This is a genomic window from Oceanococcus atlanticus (assembly GCF_002088235.1).
Taxonomy (GTDB): domain Bacteria; phylum Pseudomonadota; class Gammaproteobacteria; order Nevskiales; family Oceanococcaceae; genus Oceanococcus; species Oceanococcus atlanticus.
Map to the genome: position 1 here is coordinate 279,160 of NZ_AQQV01000001.1, position 18,055 is coordinate 297,214.

The 18,055-nt window shown below is 60.7% G+C and carries 20 protein-coding genes; 6 read left to right on the plus strand and 14 right to left on the minus strand.

Translation table 11 applies throughout. The features are described from left to right. Window positions 1-11 precede the first annotated feature (11 nt). From tpiA to grxD, 4 genes are read right to left on the minus strand one after another with little or no spacing between them, the layout of a single operon-like run. A complete protein-coding gene (gene tpiA / locus ATO7_RS01305; protein WP_083559106.1) occupies window positions 12-776 on the minus strand; it encodes a triose-phosphate isomerase in 765 nt (254 codons plus the stop codon). Then, on the minus strand, window positions 773-2,125 hold the full coding sequence (glmM, locus tag ATO7_RS01310) for a phosphoglucosamine mutase (protein ID WP_083559107.1): 1,353 nt from the start codon (window positions 2,123-2,125) through the stop codon (window positions 773-775). Before glmM ends, tpiA begins: the two co-directional genes overlap by 4 nt. A gap of 6 nt (window positions 2,126-2,131) precedes the next feature. Further along, window positions 2,132-2,986: a dihydropteroate synthase gene (folP, locus tag ATO7_RS01315; protein ID WP_083559108.1), complete on the minus strand. Its 855-nt coding sequence runs from the start codon at window positions 2,984-2,986 to the stop codon at window positions 2,132-2,134. A gap of 27 nt (window positions 2,987-3,013) precedes the next feature. Next, window positions 3,014-3,352, minus strand: a complete 339-nt coding sequence (gene grxD, locus ATO7_RS01320) for a Grx4 family monothiol glutaredoxin (protein ID WP_083559109.1) — start codon at window positions 3,350-3,352, stop codon at window positions 3,014-3,016. Window positions 3,353-3,539: 187 nt separating this feature from the next. On the opposite strand from grxD, the gene ATO7_RS01325 reads away from it, so the two are divergent. The 3 genes from ATO7_RS01325 to nadC all read left to right on the plus strand — a co-directional run bounded on the left by ATO7_RS01325 (window position 3,540) and on the right by nadC (window position 6,020). Further along, entirely contained in the window at window positions 3,540-4,115 is a 576-nt protein-coding gene (locus ATO7_RS01325; RefSeq protein WP_083559110.1) for a superoxide dismutase, read from the plus strand. A gap of 78 nt (window positions 4,116-4,193) precedes the next feature. Further along, window positions 4,194-5,099, plus strand: coding sequence for an ornithine carbamoyltransferase (argF, locus tag ATO7_RS01330; RefSeq protein ID WP_083559111.1), 906 nt, complete (start codon window positions 4,194-4,196; stop codon window positions 5,097-5,099). A gap of 51 nt (window positions 5,100-5,150) precedes the next feature. After that, complete coding sequence (nadC, locus tag ATO7_RS01335; protein ID WP_083560960.1) at window positions 5,151-6,020, plus strand: carboxylating nicotinate-nucleotide diphosphorylase; 870 nt, start codon at window positions 5,151-5,153, stop codon at window positions 6,018-6,020. 263 nt (window positions 6,021-6,283) lie between these two features. On the opposite strand, the gene metC is transcribed toward nadC, so the two are convergent. Beyond that, the gene (gene metC, locus ATO7_RS01340) at window positions 6,284-7,474 is read right to left on the minus strand and encodes a cystathionine beta-lyase (protein ID WP_083559112.1); all 1,191 of its coding nucleotides are present in this window, start codon (window positions 7,472-7,474) and stop codon (window positions 6,284-6,286) included. A gap of 23 nt (window positions 7,475-7,497) precedes the next feature. Here metC and ATO7_RS01345 point away from each other — a divergent pair, with 23 nt between their 5' ends. Further along, on the plus strand, window positions 7,498-8,298 hold the full coding sequence (locus ATO7_RS01345; RefSeq protein ID WP_158522980.1) for a glycerophosphodiester phosphodiesterase: 801 nt from the start codon (window positions 7,498-7,500) through the stop codon (window positions 8,296-8,298). Here the strand turns inward: ATO7_RS01345 and ATO7_RS01350 are convergent. Together ATO7_RS01350 and sppA are read right to left on the minus strand one after the other, a co-directional pair. Next, complete coding sequence (locus ATO7_RS01350) at window positions 8,241-9,077, minus strand: alpha/beta fold hydrolase (RefSeq protein WP_083559114.1); 837 nt, start codon at window positions 9,075-9,077, stop codon at window positions 8,241-8,243. The genes ATO7_RS01345 and ATO7_RS01350 overlap by 58 nt on opposite strands. A 3-nt stretch (window positions 9,078-9,080) precedes the next feature. Next, window positions 9,081-10,937 (minus strand): signal peptide peptidase SppA, encoded by a 1,857-nt coding sequence (gene sppA / locus ATO7_RS01355; RefSeq protein ID WP_083559115.1) that lies wholly within the window; start codon window positions 10,935-10,937, stop codon window positions 9,081-9,083. A gap of 128 nt (window positions 10,938-11,065) precedes the next feature. Between sppA and ATO7_RS01360 the strand changes: the two genes are divergently transcribed. Both ATO7_RS01360 and trxB read left to right on the plus strand, forming a co-directional pair. After that, a complete protein-coding gene (locus tag ATO7_RS01360; protein ID WP_083560961.1) occupies window positions 11,066-11,668 on the plus strand; it encodes a peroxiredoxin in 603 nt (200 codons plus the stop codon). A 65-nt stretch (window positions 11,669-11,733) separates the two neighbouring features. After that, window positions 11,734-12,690: a thioredoxin-disulfide reductase gene (gene trxB, locus ATO7_RS01365; RefSeq protein WP_083560962.1), complete on the plus strand. Its 957-nt coding sequence runs from the start codon at window positions 11,734-11,736 to the stop codon at window positions 12,688-12,690. Window positions 12,691-12,748: 58 nt separating this feature from the next. Here trxB and ATO7_RS01370 read toward each other — a convergent pair whose 3' ends face one another. The 7 genes from ATO7_RS01370 to ATO7_RS01400 form a co-directional block, all read right to left on the minus strand. Beyond that, on the minus strand, window positions 12,749-13,888 hold the full coding sequence (locus ATO7_RS01370; protein ID WP_240499405.1) for an acyl-CoA dehydrogenase family protein: 1,140 nt from the start codon (window positions 13,886-13,888) through the stop codon (window positions 12,749-12,751). Window positions 13,889-13,976: 88 nt separating this feature from the next. After that, window positions 13,977-15,212: a tetratricopeptide repeat protein gene (locus ATO7_RS01375; RefSeq protein WP_158522981.1), complete on the minus strand. Its 1,236-nt coding sequence runs from the start codon at window positions 15,210-15,212 to the stop codon at window positions 13,977-13,979. A 134-nt stretch (window positions 15,213-15,346) separates the two neighbouring features. Then, the gene (locus ATO7_RS01380) at window positions 15,347-15,706 is read right to left on the minus strand and encodes a hypothetical protein (RefSeq protein ID WP_083559118.1); all 360 of its coding nucleotides are present in this window, start codon (window positions 15,704-15,706) and stop codon (window positions 15,347-15,349) included. A 10-nt stretch (window positions 15,707-15,716) separates the two neighbouring features. Then, the gene (locus tag ATO7_RS01385) at window positions 15,717-16,349 is read right to left on the minus strand and encodes an anti-sigma factor family protein (protein WP_083559119.1); all 633 of its coding nucleotides are present in this window, start codon (window positions 16,347-16,349) and stop codon (window positions 15,717-15,719) included. Window positions 16,350-16,367: 18 nt separating this feature from the next. Further along, window positions 16,368-16,958: an RNA polymerase sigma factor gene (locus tag ATO7_RS01390; RefSeq protein WP_083559120.1), complete on the minus strand. Its 591-nt coding sequence runs from the start codon at window positions 16,956-16,958 to the stop codon at window positions 16,368-16,370. Window positions 16,959-17,095: 137 nt separating this feature from the next. Then, window positions 17,096-17,572 (minus strand): peroxiredoxin, encoded by a 477-nt coding sequence (locus ATO7_RS01395; RefSeq protein ID WP_083559121.1) that lies wholly within the window; start codon window positions 17,570-17,572, stop codon window positions 17,096-17,098. A gap of 11 nt (window positions 17,573-17,583) precedes the next feature. Further along, window positions 17,584-18,027: a beta-lactamase hydrolase domain-containing protein gene (locus ATO7_RS01400; RefSeq protein ID WP_158522982.1), complete on the minus strand. Its 444-nt coding sequence runs from the start codon at window positions 18,025-18,027 to the stop codon at window positions 17,584-17,586. Window positions 18,028-18,055: the final 28 nt, after the last annotated feature.

Consider the following 18,055-nt stretch of genomic DNA (forward strand, 5'->3'; position numbering starts at 1 on the left):
AAAAAGAAATTTTAGTCGGCGTTGCGCGCCGCTTCACAGATCGCCAGAAACGCAGCAGCGTCCAACGCTGCCCCGCCAATCAGGCCTCCGTCAATGTCGGGTTGCGCAAACAAATCCGCAGCATTGTCGGGTTTTACGCTGCCGCCGTAGAGGATACGCAGCGAATCAGCAATTTTAGCATCCTTTTGCGCAACAGCGCCACGCAAAACTGCATGAACCTGCTGGGCCTGCTCCGGCGTCGCGGTACGCCCCGTACCAATCGCCCAAACTGGCTCATAAGCAACCACCGCATTGGCCAGCGCGGCAACGCCACAACGCTCGATCACAACCTCAAGCTGCGACAGCACGATAGTCTCGGTTTCGCCATCTTCACGCTGCGCCAGGGTCTCACCGACACAGATAATCGGAATCAGCCCAGCATCCTGAGCGCGTTCCACTTTCTGGGCCACTGTTTCATCCGATTCGCCCATCAAGCCACGTCGCTCGGAGTGCCCGACGATAGCGTAACGGCACTCGAAATCACCCAGCATGCGGCCACTGATCTCACCCGTATAGGCACCGCTATCGGCCCAGGCGCTGACATTTTGAGCGCCCAGTGCAACGCTGCTGCCTGCTACGGCTTTGCGCACCTTGGGCAGATACACATACGGCGGACAAACCGCCACATCGACTCCAGCTGGCGCCGCTTTGGCGATCTGACCGGCGAGTTCCGCCGCCTGATTCAGGCTGCCGTGCATTTTCCAGTTGCCGGCAACGAAATAGGTTCTGTTGCTCACCCTTGTTCCCCAGTTTGCTCTTCTACGATGGCGGCCAATTGTGTGACCACACGTTCAATTTGGCCAGCATCACGCCCTTCTGCCATAACCCGGATCAAGGGTTCTGTGCCGGAGGGGCGCAAAAGTATACGCCCGGCCTCACCCAACTCGGCTGTGAAAGCATCAACCGCCTGCTTCACCGCATCGGACTGCATCACCGCCTCGGCCCCACGCCCCGCGCCAAGCCTTACATTGATCATCTGCTGCGGATATTTGCTCACCCCATCAAGCAGATCACGCAACGACATGCCGCTGCCGGTCATTTCAGCCAAGACCTGCAGCGCGGCAATCAAACCATCTCCTGTGGTGCTGCGATCCAGGCAAATGATATGCCCCGAAGATTCGCCCCCCAGAACGCTGTCGTGCTGTTTCATCCGCTCCAGCACGTAACGGTCACCGACTTTGGCCCGCTCGAACGCAATACCTTGGGCTTTGAGCGCATTTTCCACGCCCAAATTACTCATCAAGGTGCCCACCACCGGGCCGCGCAATCGATCACGAGCATGGCGAGCACGCGCAATCACGTAGAGCAGTTCATCACCGTCAACGATATCGCCCTGATCATCCACCATGATGCAGCGATCCGCATCACCATCAAGGGCAATCCCCACATCTGCCGCGGCGTCTATGACAGCTTTCTGCAAGCGCGCCGGCGCGGTCGAGCCGCAGGCCGTGTTGATATTGATCCCGTCTGGTGCACCGCCGATAACCTGCACATCAGCCCCCAGCTCACGCAGCACGTGGGGAGCAACGTGATACGCCGCACCGTTGGCGCAATCCAACACCACGCGCAGCGCTTTGAGCGAACTGCCGCGGAAGCTCGATTTACAAAATTCGATGTAGCGCCCGGCGGCATCATCCACGCGCTTGGCGCGACCAAACTCGGCCGGCTCCACGCAGTTCAGCGTCGAATCCAGCGCGGCTTCAATCTCAAGCTCAAGCTCATCAGACAGCTTGTAGCCATCCCCGCCAAAAAGCTTGATGCCGTTGTCATGAAAGGGGTTGTGAGACGCACTGATCACCACGCCGGACTGGGCCCGGAAAGTTTGTGCCAGATACGCAACCCCCGGCGTCGGCATCGGCCCCAGCAGCAGCACGTTGCAACCGGCTGCGGACAAACCCGCCTCCAGTGCCGACTCCAGCATATAGCCTGAAAGCCGGGTGTCTTTGCCGATCACGACCAGGGGATTGGATACGTGATGGCGCAAAGTCTGCCCCAGCGCCATACCCAGCTTCATGACGAAGTCCGGCGTCATAGGCGCTTCGCCCACACGCCCGCGTATACCGTCGGTTCCAAAGTACTTGCGCATATCCCCTCAAAACTCCGCGTGACTTATGGCGCGAAGCAAGCTTAATGCTTCGCGGGTTTGTTTGACGTCATGGACGCGCAAAATGGCCGCACCGGCCTGCGCCGCGAGCATGGCGGTCTGAACGCTCGCCTCAACGCGCTGCCGTGGCGGTCGATCTCCCAGCAGCTGAGCGAACATGGATTTGCGTGAAACCCCAAGCAAGACAGGACCAAAGCGCTCTACCAACTGGCCAGTAGCACGCAACAGCGTCAGGTTGTGCTCAAGCGTCTTGCCGAAGCCGATACCTGGATCGACAACCAGACGCCGCGCAGCGATACCCGCCTGCGTGCAGATCTGGCGGCGCTGCTCGAGAAAGTCAGCCACCTCGGACACCACGTCATCGTAGCAAGGCGCCTGCTGCATGCTGCGCGGCGCACCCTGCATGTGCATCAGCACAATGCTGACCTCGGGATGCGCGGCCATCAGTTCGACCGCCCCCTCGGCACGCAAGGCATTGACATCGTTGACCATGCCGGCGCCAGCGGCGACGGCGTCGGCCATTAACTGCGGCTTGCTGGTGTCGATGGAAATCGGGATATCAAGCTGAGCCGCCAAGGCCTCAATCACCGGCACGACGCGACGTCGCTCCTGCTCGAGGCTGACCGTTGCCGCACCTGGGCGGGTCGATTCGCCGCCGACATCGATGATGTCGGCCCCTTCATCACGCATGCGTTGCGCATGCGCGACAGCGGCAGCTGGCTGCAGCCAGTCGCCACCGTCAGAAAACGAATCAGGCGTTACATTGAGCACGCCCATGATTAATGGGCGCTCAAGGCTCAATTGATGCGCGCCGCAGGGCAAACAGTCCGTAGCACGGATCATGGCCGCAGCGCGATCAGTTCACGAAAATCAGTTGCCGGCGGCGTCGCTTGCCGCGCCCGCGGCTTCCTGCACCATGGCTTTGAGCTCGCCGGAGTTGTGCAGGTCCAAGGTGATGTCGCAACCGCCAATCAACTCACCATTGATGTACAGCTGCGGAAACGTCGGCCAGTTGGCGTACTGCGGCAACGCCTTGTAGATATCCTGATCTTCGTAGATATTCACGTAGGCGAAAGGCGCCCCACATTGGCCCAACGCTTGGGATGCGCGAGCTGAGAATCCGCATTGCGGAAAATCCGGCGTACCTTTCATGAAGATAATGACGGGATTATCCTGAATCGCCTTGCGGATTCGGTCCATTGCGTCCATCGGTAGTCCTCCTGGAAACGCGACAATCGGGCCATAACCAGCCCCAAAGGGCGCGGGAGTATAACGAAAGTTTTTAGGAATACCAGCCCACGCGAGAAGAAACTGACAAATCCTTCTGACTCTTGCTACCCTGCCGTGTTCCATCCCCTTCAATTTCTGACTGCATCAGCAAAAAGGAAATATCGTCATGGCTTTCACGCTTCCTGAACTTCCTTACGCACGCGACGCCTTGGAGCCGCACATGTCCAAGGAAACGCTGGATTTCCACTACGGAAAGCACCACCAGACCTACGTGGACAAAGCCAACGGCCTGGTTGCCGGCACCCCGGACGAAAACAAGTCGCTGGAAGAACTGATCAAGTCCAGCTCAGGCGGCCTGTTCAACAACGTGGCGCAGATCTGGAACCATACCTTTTTCTGGAACTGCCTGACCCCGGGCGGCAGCACGCCGAATGAAACCGTAACCTCGGCCATCGCCAGCGCCTTTGGCTCAATGGACGCGTTCAAGGAGCAGTTCACCAACTCCGCCATCAACAACTTCGGCTCCGGCTGGACCTGGCTGGTCAAGAATGCCGACGGTGGCCTGGAGATCGTGAACACCTCCAACGCCGGCAACCCGATGACCGACGGCAAGACCCCGCTGATGACCGTTGATGTGTGGGAGCACGCCTACTACATCGATCATCGCAATGCGCGTCCCAAGTTCCTGGAATCCTTCTGGGCTCTGGCCAACTGGGATTTTGTAGCGCAGAATCTGGGCTAATCACGGCGCGGCCATCAGGGCCGCGCTGCAGCGCTCTACAGGTTCGCTCGGGCCACCGGGCGAACTTTTTTTTTTGCCATGAAAAAACGCGACTTCCTCAGCCTGTTCGATTTCAACGCAAGCGAACTGACGGCGCTGATCCAGCGTGCCATCGAAGACAAAAAGGCCTTTAAGGCCGGTCGGGCCGAGCCCCTGCTGGCAGGCCGCACGCTGGCCATGATCTTCGAGAAAAGCTCAACCCGCACACGCGTGTCGTTTGAAGCCGGCATGGTTCAACTCGGCGGCCACGCGCTGTTTCTGAGCTCACGCGACACCCAGCTGGGCCGGGGCGAACCGATTGCCGACACCGCCCGGGTGCTTTCCGGCATGGTCGATCTGGTCATGATCCGCAACGATGACCATGCCCAGCAGGTGTGCTTTGCCGAAAATGCACAGATCCCGGTGATCAACGGCCTGAGTGATTACAACCACCCCTGCCAACTGCTTGCCGACGTCATGACCTTCGAGGAAGCCCGCGGCAGCATCCAGGGCGCCAAGGTGGCCTGGGTTGGCGACGGCAACAATGTGTGCCACTCATGGATGGCTGCTGCCCAGCAGTTCGGCTTCGAACTGGCCGTGGCCTGCCCCGATGGCTTCCAGCCGGATGCGGCGCTGAGCCAGCGCACCGCTGAACAGGTGAGCATCAGCGATGATCCCAAATCCGCCTGCGAGGGCGCAGATCTGGTCGTCACCGACGTCTGGACCAGCATGGGCCAGGAAGCCGACAACGCCGTCCGCTTGCAGGCTTTCAAGGGTTACCAGATCAATGATGCATTGATGGCCACGGCCAAGGCCGATGCGCTGTTCATGCACTGCCTGCCGGCCCATCGCGGCGAAGAGGTCAGCGCCAGTGTGATCGATGGTCGCCACAGCATTGTCTGGCAGGAGGCGGAAAATCGCCTGCATGCGCAGAAAGCCCTGATGCTGACCCTGCTCAACAAGTAGCCTGTCCCACCGTACAATGTGCGCCGCAACAACGCACGATCCAAGCAAGCCATGAGCGTCAAGATCAAAGTCCCGGAAAAAACCGTCGCCCTGAATGTGCAGCTGGCGCTGCGCGAAGACCTGGGCCCGGGGGATGTCAGTGCTCGCCTGATGCCGGCGGACAAGATGATCAAGGCCCAGCTGATCTCGCGTGAGTCTGCGGTGTTGTGTGGCCAGGCCTGGCTGAGCGAAACCTTCCGCCAGCTGGATGAACGCATCACGGTCAACTGGCTGGTCGAAGAAGCCAGCTACGTGGCGCCCAATAAACCGCTGTGTGAAATCACCGGCCCCGCGGACAAAATCCTCAGCGGCGAACGCACCGCGCTGAATTTCGTCCAGCTGTTCTCCGGGGTCGCGACTTCAACACGCCGCTATGTGGAACGCATCAAGGGCACCAAGGCTCGCATCCTGGACACCCGCAAAACCCTGCCTGGCCTGCGTGCCGGGCAGAAGTATGCAGTGGCCTGCGGTGGCGGCCAGCCCCATCGCATGGGGCTGTACGATGCGTTCATGATCAAGGAAAACCACATCGCGGTGGCCGGCTCGATCAGCGCCGCGGTGGACGCTGCACGTCAGCACAACCCGGACAATCTGCCGATCATCGTCGAGGCGGAAAACCTGCAGCAGACCGAGGAGGCGCTGAACAAGGCTGTCGACGTGCTGCTGCTCGACAACTTCGCCACCCACCTGCTGGCCCGTGCGGTCAACATGGGCACCACGCAAAAACGCTACAACCGCGGCAACACGCTGCTTGAAGCCTCCGGTGGTATCTCGCTGGAAAACGTGCGCGAAATTGCCGACACCGGTGTGGACCGCATCTCCATCGGCGGGCTGACCAAGAACGTCAACGCCATTGATTTGTCGCTGCGGGTGATGGACTAGGGCCTGCTAACACGAAATAGATCGCCGCGCCGGAGACTGTTTTTTCGCAAGATCAGGCGCTGTGAGTGCCGTGTAGTTGTTCTACACAAGCGATCAGCAACGCAAGATTGCGGAAAACAGTCCCGTCCCTTCGGGTTGTGTTCCAAAAAGCGGCATACGGCGTTAGTCGTCGTTCATTTGCACTGACCAAACTTCTCTCCTCCTGTCTTGTCTGCCGCTTTTTTGGGGCGACAATACGACGATCTATTTCGTGTTCACAGGCCCTAGACCGCACGCAACGCGGCCAGAGCATGCGCCAGGTCAGCAAGCAGATCTTCAGGGTCTTCCAGGCCAGCATGAAAACGCACGCAAGTGCCACAATCTGACCAGTCTGTGCCCTCACGCTGCCCGCGCACATCAAAGGGCAGACACAGACTTTCGTAGCCGCCCCATGAATAGCCCAGGCCGAACAGACTCAGGCTGTCGGCAAAAGCCGCCAGGCGGGCCGGGCTGAGCGGCTCGAATTCGACCGAAAACAAGCCGTTGGCACCGCTGAAATCGCGCTGCCACAGCGCATGCTGCGGGTGAGCAGGATCGGCCGGGTCGAGGATGCGGCGCACCTCGGGCTGATCACGCAACCAGTCTTTGAGCACACGCGCATTGTGCGCATGGGTGCGCAAACGCACATCCAGCGTGCGCAAACCGCGCAGGGCCAGATAGGCATCGTCGGCGCTTACGCAATAGCCCAGCGATTGAGAGCGGCGACGCACCCGCTCGAGCACATCGTCACGACACAAGGCCGCGCCCAGCATGACGTCGGCATGACCGGTGAGGTATTTGGTCCCGGCCTGAATGTCCACGGCAGCGCCCATGGCCAGCACCGGCGCATGCAGCGGCGTGGCCCAGGTGTTATCGACCAGCACCGGGATATCGCGCGCGTTGGCAGCCGCACAGATGGCCGGAAGATCCTGCAATTCCATGGTCAGCGAGCCCGGTGATTCGCAGAACACCAGCCGCGTATCCGCGCTGAACTGCGCCGCAATCTGGCCCCCTTCAGTGGCCGAAAAGAAACGCGTGCGCACCCCCAGCCTGGCCAGATCCTGGGTGCAGAAATTGCGCGTGGGCCCATACACGCAATCGGCCACGAGAATTTCATCGCCGGCCTCGACCAGACTCAGCAAGGTGCCGGCGATCGCGGCCAGGCCGGAAGGATAGAACACGCTGCCAGCCGCTCCGGACAGCGCATTCAGGGCGTGCGCCAGCGCCTCGTGGGTGGGCGTTCCGAAGCGTCCGTAGTACAGCCCCTGGAATGGACGGGCACTGGCCTCATGCAATTCCTGTAGGCTGTCAAACAGCACGGTCGAGGCCCGCACCAGCGGCGGATTGACCGGCTTGGCGCCCGGCGATGACGGTTTGCCAGTGTGTTTCAACAGGGTGGATCGCCGCATCTGGCGGTCCGGTTCTTGCGCACTCATTCAGGCACTTTGACAGTATGGCTATGCCTTGGCTAGACCCTTACCTGCTGGCGCTGGTCGACACCTGGTATCGCGCTATTCCGCGCGCGCGCCCCAGCCCGGAGCAACTGGCCGCAGTACGCATCATCTCGCATCGCGGGGAACGCTCGGCCCGGGTGCCGGAAAACACCTTCGCCGCCTTCGACGCCCTGCCCGGTAAGGTCTGGGGGCTAGAGTGTGACGTGCGCTTCAGCCGTGATGGCGTACCCATGGTCTTTCACGACCCGGATCTGGCCCGCATCTACGGCTGCGACCAACGTCTGTGCGACCTTGATGCCGCCGAACTGCGCCAGCGCTTCCCGTTCACCCCGACACTTGCCGAACTGGCCCAGCGCTATGCTGGACGCATCCACCTGATGCTGGAATTCAAGGCCGAGGCACGCCCGCAGTCAGAGCGGCGCCTGCAGGCCGTGCGCGAAGCGCTGGCCGCACTGAGGCCTGGCCAGGACTACCACCTCATGTCGCTGGACTGCACAAGCCTGGACTGGCTCGGCCAGGGCTTTCCGAGCAGCTCGCTGGTGGCCATTGCACGCAGCAATGTCGAGCAGATGAGCCACTACGCCCTGCACCGCAACTGCGCCGGCCTGGCCGGGCACTTTGCCCTGCTGCGCGCCCGCCATGCACAGCCCCACATCGCACGCGGCCAGTGGGTCGGGCTCGGTTTTCCGGCATCACGCAATGCCCTGCGCTTTGCCGTACAGCAAGGCGCCAGCCACATTTTCACCAATCAGGCGCTGACGCTGCAGTCGCTGCTGGCGCAGGAAAACAACGCCAGCAAGGCGTGATTGACCGCATCCGGCATCAGCATGGGCAGGCCATGAGTCGCACCGGCGATCACATCAAGGCGTGCCTGAGGCAAGCCCTGCATGCTCTCTTGGATATCCTGCAGACGAAAATAATCGAACTCACCGGCCAGGATATGCACCGGACATTGAATCTCGCCCAGACGCGGACGCACATCCCAGCTGGCCAGCGCTTCAAGCATGCGCGCGTAGACCCAGGGGTCATTCTCGGCATAGCGTGGACGCATTTTTTCCATCAGCTCCGGATGCCCCGGAAACAGCCCCTCCACCACCTTGCCAGCCAGACGCTGCATACCCAGCACCCGACTGACCACATGACGCAGCCAGAACTGCCAGTGATCCTGCAGGCGCTGCGGCACGAAGCACGGCACGCTGCTGATAATCCCCAGCGTGAGCACGCGCGGCGCCTGATCGATCGCAAACTGATAGGCCACGGCTCCGCCCATGGAATACCCCACCATGTGGCAGCGCTCAATCGACAGCGTATCCAGCAAAGCCACCACATCATGCGCCATGGGGACCGGCCCCAACCTCTCGGCCGGCACCGCACGGCCATCCCCTCCGGGGCGTGAAGCGCCAAAGCCGGGCAGGTCGGGGCAGATCACGCGGTAGCCGGCGGCCAGCAGCGCCGGCCACTGGAACTCCCAGTCCAGCCCGCTGTTGCCCAGGCCGTGCAGCAGCACCACGCTTTCCCCGTTGGGCTCATCCGGTCTCAGATCACGGTAGTGCAGACTCAGGCCGAGCCGCTCGAATTGCGGCATGAGCTAGGGCACACACAGGCAATCGGCATACACACCGCGCGGATCAGACCAGCGCTGCATCACGCCGTTGACCGTCCGCATCCAGCCGCCCAGCCACTGGGACAGCGGATCCGGCATCCAGCTGCGCAGCTGCGAGAACTTCTGCAGGAACTGGAAGCGGATATCCAGCGGCGGCGTGACCGGCACCACCTCGAAGTCCTTGAGCCCGGCCAGTGCAGCCGCCTGCTCCACCGCCACATCAAAATCTCCCAGCGCATCGATCAGCCCCAGATCCAGCGCATCCTGACCGCTCCAGACCTGCCCCTGGGCAATGCTGTCGACCGTCTCCAGCGGCAACTCACGCGCCTCGGCCACGCGGCTGATGAAATTGCGGTAATCCTTCTCCACCACCATCTGCAGGCCCTGACGGGCCGCCGGCGAAAGCGGCCGCACCGGGCTCAGACCGCCGGACCAGTTGGTCGTGCCCACCCCATCGGTGGCGATGCCAAGCTTGTCGAGACTGTTCTCAAAAGTCGGCACCAGTCCGAACACCCCGATGGAACCGGTGATGGTCGTCGCGTGCGCCAGAATGCGGTCCGCGTTCATCGAGATCCAGTAGCCGCCCGAAGCCGCCACGCTGGCCATCGACACCACCACCGGGCGCCCGCTGGCCTGGTAACGCACGATGGCGCGACGCATTTGCTCGGACGCGAACACGCTGCCGCCGGGTGAGTCCACGCGCAGCACCAGAGCCTTGGAATACTCGTCATCGCGTGCCTGATCGATCAGCCGACGCAAGGTCTCGCCACCGGCAAAGCCCATGCTGCTCTCGCCCGGCACGATCTGTCCCTGAACCACGATCAGGGAGATATCACCGGCATCCTCAGGCAATGGCTGCTCCGGTTTTGTCTGCGTTGCCACATGCCGCCGCTCTCGATCGATGGCGCGCAGATAACGGGTGTGTGGAATCTGCCGGAAGCTGCCGTGCTCTTCATCCATGCCGACCAGCTCACCGGCCATGGCCCGAATCTCGTGCAAGCCCAGCACATGGTCGACCAGCCCCGCAGCCTTGGCCAGCGCCGCGGTGTCGCCCTGATGCTCGGCCAGACGCGCAGCAAACTCGTCGCTGTAGCGCTGCAAATCCTCAACGCTAAGCCCGCGCGCCCCGGCCACCTGCTCACGCCAGCCCAGCCACAGATCATCCAGCCAGCCCTGGGCGTTCTCACGCGCCTGTGGCGACATGGACTCACGCGTAAACGGCTCCACCGCCGACTTGAATTCGCCGACACGGAAAACGTTGACGGTTACACCCAGCTTGTCCAGCGCTTCCTTGAAATACAGCGGGTAGTTCTCGTAACCCTGCAGAAACACCATACCCAGCGGATCGATGAACACCTCATCGGCCGCCGCAGCGAGGAAATAGGATTGTTGACCCATGTCCGGTGCATAGGCGTAAACCGGCTTGCCGCTGGTCTTGCGAAAACGCGTGACTGCAGCAGCCAGCTCCTCCAACTGCGCCTGCCCGGCGTAAAAACCGGTATCCAGTTTGAGGAACAGCAGCTTGATGCGCTCATCCTGGGCGGCGCTGTCGATGGCGTCGAGCAGGTCACCCAGCACCGTGTACGACGGATCTTCGCCGAGGAAATCATCGGCCAGCTGGGTCCGCGGGTCGGTGTCATCCTGATCGACGATCTGCCCGAACGGGACCACAACCAGGGCAATCCCGTCGTCGACCTTGACCGGCGGCCCGCCGCTGTAGACGAAATAAATCATCGCCGCGCTGATCAGCAGAAAGACGATGAACACGGCGCGCCGGAAAAAGTCGAAGATGGCGCCCAGGGCCCCGAAAAAGCGACGAAACAAGGATTTGCGTTCGGACATGGCTTGAATTGCTGGTGTTGATCGATCAGTGTACGGCGCTCGCCGCGTCAATGCCCACGCGCGTTTTCACGCGACTGTGCAAGGCGCGACGCGCCGCCACCCTCTTGCTCAAAATACAGGAGTCTTTCATGAGTGTACTCGTCGGACGTTCCGCTCCGGATTTCACCGCCGCCGCCGTGCTTGGCGATGGCAGCATCGTCGAAGACTTCAAACTGTCCGATTACAAGGGCAAATATGTGGTCCTGTTCTTCTACCCGCTGGACTTCACCTTTGTCTGCCCGTCGGAAATCATCGCCCACGATCACCGCGTGGCGGCGTTTGAGGAACGCGGCGCTCAGGTCATCGGCGTGTCGATTGACTCGCAGTTTTCTCACTATGCCTGGCGCAACACACCGGTCGACAAGGGCGGTATTGGACCGGTGAAATTCCCCTTGGTTGCCGACATCAACCATGACATCGTGACCGCCTACGGCATTGCCCACCCGGAGGCCGGCGTGGCTCTGCGCGCCTCGTTCCTGATAGACAAGGACGGCGTGGTGCAGCATCAGGTGGTCAACAACCTGCCACTGGGACGCGAAGTCGACGAGATGCTGCGCCTGCTCGATGCGCTACAGTTCACCGAAGTGCACGGTGAGGTCTGCCCCGCAGGCTGGAACAAGGGCCAGGCCGGCATGAAGCCGACCGCCCAGGGTGTGGCCGAGTACCTGGCCGACAACGCAGCCGACCTTTAATCCCCGGGCGGCGTCCCCATATGGGTGACGCGCAGCCCGCGCCCTTCTCCAACGATACGAATGTCATGAGCGAAACCCAACACCACCGTCTGATCATTCTCGGCTCCGGACCGGCCGGCTACTCCGCTGCGGTGTATGCCGCCCGCGCCAACCTCAATCCGGTGCTGATCACCGGCCTCGAGCAAGGCGGCCAGCTGACCACCACCACGGACGTGGACAACTGGCCGGGTGATGCCGATGGCGTGCAGGGTCCCGACCTCATGATTCGCATGCAAAAGCATGCAGAACGCTTTGATACGAAAATCATTTTCGACCATATCAACACCACCGACCTGAACCAGAAACCGTATCGTTTGATCGGCGACAGTGGCGAATACACCTGCGATGCGCTGATCATCGCCACCGGTGCATCTGCGCAGTACCTGGGCCTGGAATCGGAAGAAGCCTTCAAGGGCAAGGGTGTTTCGGCCTGCGCCACCTGCGATGGCTTCTTCTATCGCAACAAACCGGTCGCGGTCATTGGCGGCGGCAACACCGCGGTCGAGGAAGCCCTGTATCTGGCCAACATCGCATCGCACGTGGATCTGGTTCACCGCCGCGATCAGTTCCGCGCCGAGAAGATCCTGGTCGACAAGCTCATGCAGCGGGTCGAGGAAGGCAAAATCACTCTGCGCGTGTTCCACGAACTCGACGAGGTTCTGGGCGACAACATGGGCGTGACCGGTGCGCGCATCCGCGACAATCGCAGCGGTGAAACCACCGATCTGGACGTGCATGGCGTGTTCATCGCCATCGGCCACAAACCGAACACCGCGATCTTCCAGGATCAGCTGGACATGCTTGGCGGCTATATCAAGGTCAAAAGCGGCCTCGAAGGCGACGCCACCGCGACCTCCAAGCCCGGCGTATTCGCCGCCGGCGACGTGATGGACCACGTCTACCGCCAGGCCATCACCTCAGCCGGCACCGGCTGCATGGCCGCGCTGGACGCAGAGCGCTACCTGGACGCGCTGGAAAGCTGAAACAGCGAACAACGAAAAAGCCGCGGACAGGCCGCGGCTTTTTTGTGCCCAGCGCTGCTCAATCGAGAATTTCGCGGGCGATGATTTCCTTCATGATCTCCGAGGATCCGGCCAGGATGCGGTGAATGCGCTCGTCCTGGTACATGCGGCAGATCGGGTACTCATCCATGTAACCGGCCCCGCCGTGCAGCTGCACCCCAAGATCCACCATGCGGCCATTCAACTCGCTGGACAGCAATTTGGCACGCGAGGCGTCCACCGGGCTGAGTTTGCCCTGGTTGTGCACCTCCACCATGCGGTCGACATAGACCTGCATCATGTCCATTTCGGCATCGATTTCTGCCAGCTTGAAGCGGGTGTTCTGGAACTTTGACAGCGGCTTGCCGAAGGCCTTGCGTTCGCGCACGAACTCACGCGTGACATCGAAAGCCGCGCGACAGCCGATCAGGTTGCCCACCGCCGCGATCAGGCGTTCTTCAGCCAGCCCCTGCATCAGATGATAGAAACCGGCATGCGGCTGACCCAGCAGGTTTTCCTTGGGCACCTTGCAATCACGGAAAAACAGCTCGGCGGTGTCCTGCGATTTCATCCCCATCTTCTTGAGATTGCGCCCGCGCTCAAAACCTTCCATCCCGCGCTCGACGATGAACAGGCTCACCGCATGCGGCTGATCCGGCTTGGTCTTGGCCGCAACGATGAACACATCCCCGTTGATGCCGTTGGAAATGTAGGTTTTGGAACCGTTCAGCACCCAGTGGTCGCCCTTGTCCTCGGCACGTGACTTCATGCCGGCCAGGTCAGAGCCGGCATCCGGTTCCGTCATGGCAATGCCGAGAATTTTCTTGCCACTGATGAAGTCAGGCAGAAAACGCTGCTTCTGTTCCTCGCTGCCGAAATGCTCGAAATATGGCCCGACCAGGCGACTGTGCAAGGTCATGAAAAACCCCGGATCGCCATACAGACCGTTTTCCTCGATCAGAATTTGTTCGTAGCGAAAATCCTTGAGCCCGAGGCCGCCGTATTGCTCATCCGCCCACATGCACAGATAACCCATCTCGCCAGCCTTGAGAAAGGCCTCCCGGTCAACCATGCCGGCCTCACGCCAGCGCTCGCTGTGGGGACGAATTTCCTTCTGAAAGAACTGGCGGGCGGAATCCCGAAACAGTTCCAGGTCCGATTCCATCGGCGCTCGTTTCACGCTGCACTCCTGTGTAATCTTTATTACCAATATAGGCCTTCGAAAGACCAAGCACTGCAATATAGCAGCGCATTATAGGTAATAGTGTTTACCCTTTCGACCAGACCAGACTGATCAGCAGGCGCAAGTGCTCATATTCCCGATTGCTGTCGGCACTGCGGTTGTGCTCGTACTGCACATCCACCCGCGACTCCCAGCTCGGACTGATCGGACTGCCGCCGCGCAGCATCACACGGACGCGCCGCTCACGCGGAAGCACGCCGTCGGGAAAGCGTGAATCACGCCATTGCAGACCGGGCGCCCAGTACCACGGACCCATTTGCGGGCTACGCCAGAGCATCTCCGCGGCAAATCGCCAGGGCGAGTTTTCATCGCGGCGACGCTGGTTGTACTGGCCCGACACACGCAGCAGGCCAACGCCGGAACCAAGCCGCCTCAGCCACGACGATGACAAATCCGCTCGCAGGCCTTCGATCGCGTTGGAACCGGCGTATTGAGAGTTCAACCACTCCACTTCAAGCTGGTGATGTAAACGCGACACGCCCACAGCGTGACTCCAGGCCAACGCCAGCGATTGACGCAGCTGATAGGCCTGCCCATCCAGCCACTCGTGGGCCGTGCCTGCGGACAGCGTGCTGCGATGACGCGCTGACCAGTCACGCTGCCAACGCAAACGCCCGCCCAACGACTGCACATTGGCCTGGTGCACGCTGTCATACCCCAGGTGATAGGCCTGCATGCGGGCCGACCACTCCCCCCAGTCACGGGTCGCGTCGTGATAATCAGCCACAACCTGCACTTCGTGCAGCAGATCGGCCTCATCAGTCGGCTGACTGGTGACCTGATCGACCAAGCCGACCACAGCCGAGTCAAAACCACCGCCAAGACGGGCTTCCAAGGTCCACGCCTGAGCCGGCTGAGTCTGCAATGCAGATGCGGCACGCCGCGCCAGATCCGCAATCCGCGGATCCCCGCCCCGCCCGGCCCGCTCATACCATGCAGCCGCTTTGAGCGCGTCACCCAAGGCCTGAGCGCAACGCCCGAGGTTGTACTGTGCAATTTGACGCGTTGCGGGGAATTCGGCTGCGCGCTCGAAGTAGATCACGGCAGCGGCCGGATCATCCAGACGATAATGCACGACGCCAAGGTTGTAATACAGACGCGGACTTTGCAGGCCCGCAGAGGCCGCCCGCTGAAACAACAATCGAGCTTGTTCCAGATTTTGTGCGCGAAAAGCCTGAATGCCAGCCCGCAAATCGGCTGCAGCATCGGCCGCGGCGGCGTGTGCCGGCCATACCCAACACGCGCTGAGCAGAGCGGCCACCAGCGCGGCGCAACTCAGTTTCGAAAACGGATAAATAAGCTGGTTTCGGCCAGCAAGGAACCGGGGCATAGCCCCAGTGTAACGTCACTCAGGCCTGATTCGGCAGAGACGCCGATGCGGCAGAGCAATTTCAGTCAGCGGGGATTGCCAATCAGGTCGCCAATCGCACTATCCACAGACGGTCTCAGGCTGTCGGCATCAATCATGCTGTCCAACTCGCCCAAAGAGCCGGTACCCGGCTCTTCATTCCCCAACGAACCACCCAGCGAATCACTCAAGCTGTCGAGCAAGCTGTCCGGGCTCTCGTTCTGCGTGGCTTGCGGATCAACGTGCGAGCCCTCGCGTTCAGCGAACGGCAGCGATATCCGGTTGACGATGACTTCGTCGAATGACTCATCGGCACCGACCACATCCATCGTGATATCAAACTCGTCAGCCCAGGCAACCATGGGGGACAACGCGATCAGCGCAACCTGCAAGATCCGATGTTTCATGAACTCCCTCCTACCCTTTGCCAACCGCAACACTCAGCGGTATACGCAAGGATTTTCTTGTATTGCCATAGGTGACGGTCGCGATCAGTTGTCCTCCCGCCGCATCAACACCCACCAATGGCAAACTCAACACATTGACACCGGCGCGCAGTTGTCCGCTCCAGGCAAACTCGCGCAACTCCGGCTGTCCTTCCAGCACCACATTGGATGGCAGTGCAACTTCAAACTCAACATGATCAAAGGCTTGCGGCGCATCTATCTTAAGCGCCACCATCTGCGTCTGGCCCAGCGGCAAGCTGACAACATCCAGCTTTGAGGCCGGCGTCAAACCCCGCCCAAGCATGAACGCAACGCTGCACACCATCACGATCGACGCCGCCAATGCCAGGGGGTGATCTAACACCCGCCGCAATGCCGGCCGGTCCGCAACACTGGCCTCACGCAACGCACGCGCTGCGAAGTCTGACCGCATCGGCGGCACCGGGATAGCCTTGAGCGACGTTTGCAGCTGCTGCTCACGCGCCAATGCGCCGGTGCAGACGCGACAGTCTTCAATATGGCCCTGCAACATCGCCTCAGCCGCGGGGTTCAAATCCCCCCGCACCAGCTCCGGCAATAAATTGCGGACATCTTGGCAACGCATGATTGATCCTGTATCGAGTTATTTCACGCTCACACGTTCAGGCTCGTCGAAAGGTTCCGCGACGGACTGATCATCAAGCAAAAGTTTTTTCAAACGGGCGCGCGCCCGGTGCACCCTGGATTTCAGGGTACCCAGTGGGACTTCCAGAACCTCTTCAAGTTCGACCAGCGTGTAGCCTTCAACATCGTGCATCAGGATCAGCGTGCGATGAGCTTCGCTCAGCTTGTCGAGCGCCATCTGCACCGCGCCAAGATCTGTCCGCAGTTGCAGATAGTCCTCGGCACTGAGCTGCGTGTCTTCCTGATCGAGTTGCTGCTCTTCCGGCAACTCTGATTCCTTCAGAGGTTCAAGCTTACGGCGGCGCCATTTGTCGATGAACATGCGATACAGGACACGACTGGCCCATGGACGAATCTGTTCAATCTTGGCCAATTCCTCGCGACGCGGATACAGCTTAACCAAGACCTCCTGGACCAGCTCTTCAGCGTCCAGAGGATCATTGGTCAGGCGGCATGCCAAACGAAACAGGGGTTCGATATGCGGCGCCAGGCGCTTCTCGAAATCCGATTTCGGCCGTGCATTCGCCCAGAAACTGAGAATTGCGGCCATGATTCAACCTACGTCATACATTCGCGACGTTAAGCAAATGACATACCAGTCGCCACGTCGTACGCCACCACTTGGCGCACGCGGCAACCGGGAGGTCAGAATGCTGGCCATCAGGTGAAAAAAAGGTATGCGCGCACTTACAGCTGATCAAGAACGGACTCAGCCGACGACACCGTAATCCCACCGGCCGGCTCAACCGCGAGATGCGTGACCACGCCATCCTCGGCAATCAAAGCGAAGCGCTGGCTGCGCGTACCCATGCCATAAGCCTGAGCATCCAGGGTTAAACCCAAGGCCCGGGTCAACTCAGCATTGCCGTCACCGACCATGGTGATCTCCTGGGCGTTTTGCGATTTTCCCCAGGCGTCCATCACAAAAGCGTCATTGACAGCCATGCAGATGATGCGATCAACACCACGCGCCTTGATGACATCCGCCTTGACCACATATCCCGGCAAATGAGTCAACGAACAGCCCGGCGTGAATGCACCGGGCACAGCGAAAAGCACCACTTTTTGCCCGGCAAACAAGGTCGCGCTGCTGATGGCTTCAGGCCCTTTGTCTCCCATGACATGCACGCTGACATCCGGAATCGCCTGCCCTACCTCGATCATACTGGTCTCCTTTATGCCGCCCACTGCTGCATCAACGATGCAACCATCGGTTCCATACGGGTCAAACCTGCGTCCCGCCCGAGCTGCAAAGCCTGCTCACCGCTCGCGCCCTGCAAGAACGCGCCAAGCGCCAGCAAAGCCCCCACCCGATTGCTGCTGGCACAATGCACCAGCACCGGCTTGCCCGCGTACTGCTCAAGCCAAGCATTGAGCTGACGGGCATTGTCCTGACTCAGATCCGCCGGACTGGACACAGGGATTTGCAGATAATCCAGGCCCAACTCCTTGATCAGCGCCGCTTCGTCCCAGTCCATTTCCTCATCGGGCCGCAAGTTCATGACCGCGACCACACCAGCCTGCGCGGCAGCCTGGAAACCCGCCGCATCCGGCTGCCCGGCGCATATCAAATTGGGACGAGGATCAAACTGGTAAGGCGTATTGAGTTGCGGCGACATACTGGCTCCAAAGATTGCGGCCTGACGA

Coding starts and splice junctions, on each gene's coding strand:
- argF (WP_083559111.1), top strand. CDS start 4,194: ATGAAAAAACGCGACTTCCTCAGCCTGTTCGATTTCAACGCAAGCGAA.
- trxB (WP_083560962.1), top strand. CDS start 11,734: ATGAGCGAAACCCAACACCACCGTCTGATCATTCTCGGCTCCGGACCG.
- ATO7_RS01385 (WP_083559119.1), bottom strand. CDS start 16,349: ATGCGTTGCCAAGATGTCCGCAATTTATTGCCGGAGCTGGTGCGGGGG.
- ATO7_RS01390 (WP_083559120.1), bottom strand. CDS start 16,958: ATGGCCGCAATTCTCAGTTTCTGGGCGAATGCACGGCCGAAATCGGAT.
- ATO7_RS01325 (WP_083559110.1), top strand. CDS start 3,540: ATGGCTTTCACGCTTCCTGAACTTCCTTACGCACGCGACGCCTTGGAG.
- folP (WP_083559108.1), bottom strand. CDS start 2,986: ATGATCCGTGCTACGGACTGTTTGCCCTGCGGCGCGCATCAATTGAGC.
- nadC (WP_083560960.1), top strand. CDS start 5,151: ATGAGCGTCAAGATCAAAGTCCCGGAAAAAACCGTCGCCCTGAATGTG.
- metC (WP_083559112.1), bottom strand. CDS start 7,474: ATGAGTGCGCAAGAACCGGACCGCCAGATGCGGCGATCCACCCTGTTG.
- grxD (WP_083559109.1), bottom strand. CDS start 3,352: ATGGACGCAATGGACCGAATCCGCAAGGCGATTCAGGATAATCCCGTC.
- ATO7_RS01400 (WP_158522982.1), bottom strand. CDS start 18,027: ATGTCGCCGCAACTCAATACGCCTTACCAGTTTGATCCTCGTCCCAAT.
- ATO7_RS01380 (WP_083559118.1), bottom strand. CDS start 15,706: ATGAAACATCGGATCTTGCAGGTTGCGCTGATCGCGTTGTCCCCCATG.
- ATO7_RS01395 (WP_083559121.1), bottom strand. CDS start 17,572: ATGATCGAGGTAGGGCAGGCGATTCCGGATGTCAGCGTGCATGTCATG.
- ATO7_RS01360 (WP_083560961.1), top strand. CDS start 11,066: ATGAGTGTACTCGTCGGACGTTCCGCTCCGGATTTCACCGCCGCCGCC.
- sppA (WP_083559115.1), bottom strand. CDS start 10,937: ATGTCCGAACGCAAATCCTTGTTTCGTCGCTTTTTCGGGGCCCTGGGC.
- ATO7_RS01345 (WP_158522980.1), top strand. CDS start 7,498: ATGCCTTGGCTAGACCCTTACCTGCTGGCGCTGGTCGACACCTGGTAT.
- glmM (WP_083559107.1), bottom strand. CDS start 2,125: ATGCGCAAGTACTTTGGAACCGACGGTATACGCGGGCGTGTGGGCGAA.
- ATO7_RS01350 (WP_083559114.1), bottom strand. CDS start 9,077: ATGCCGCAATTCGAGCGGCTCGGCCTGAGTCTGCACTACCGTGATCTG.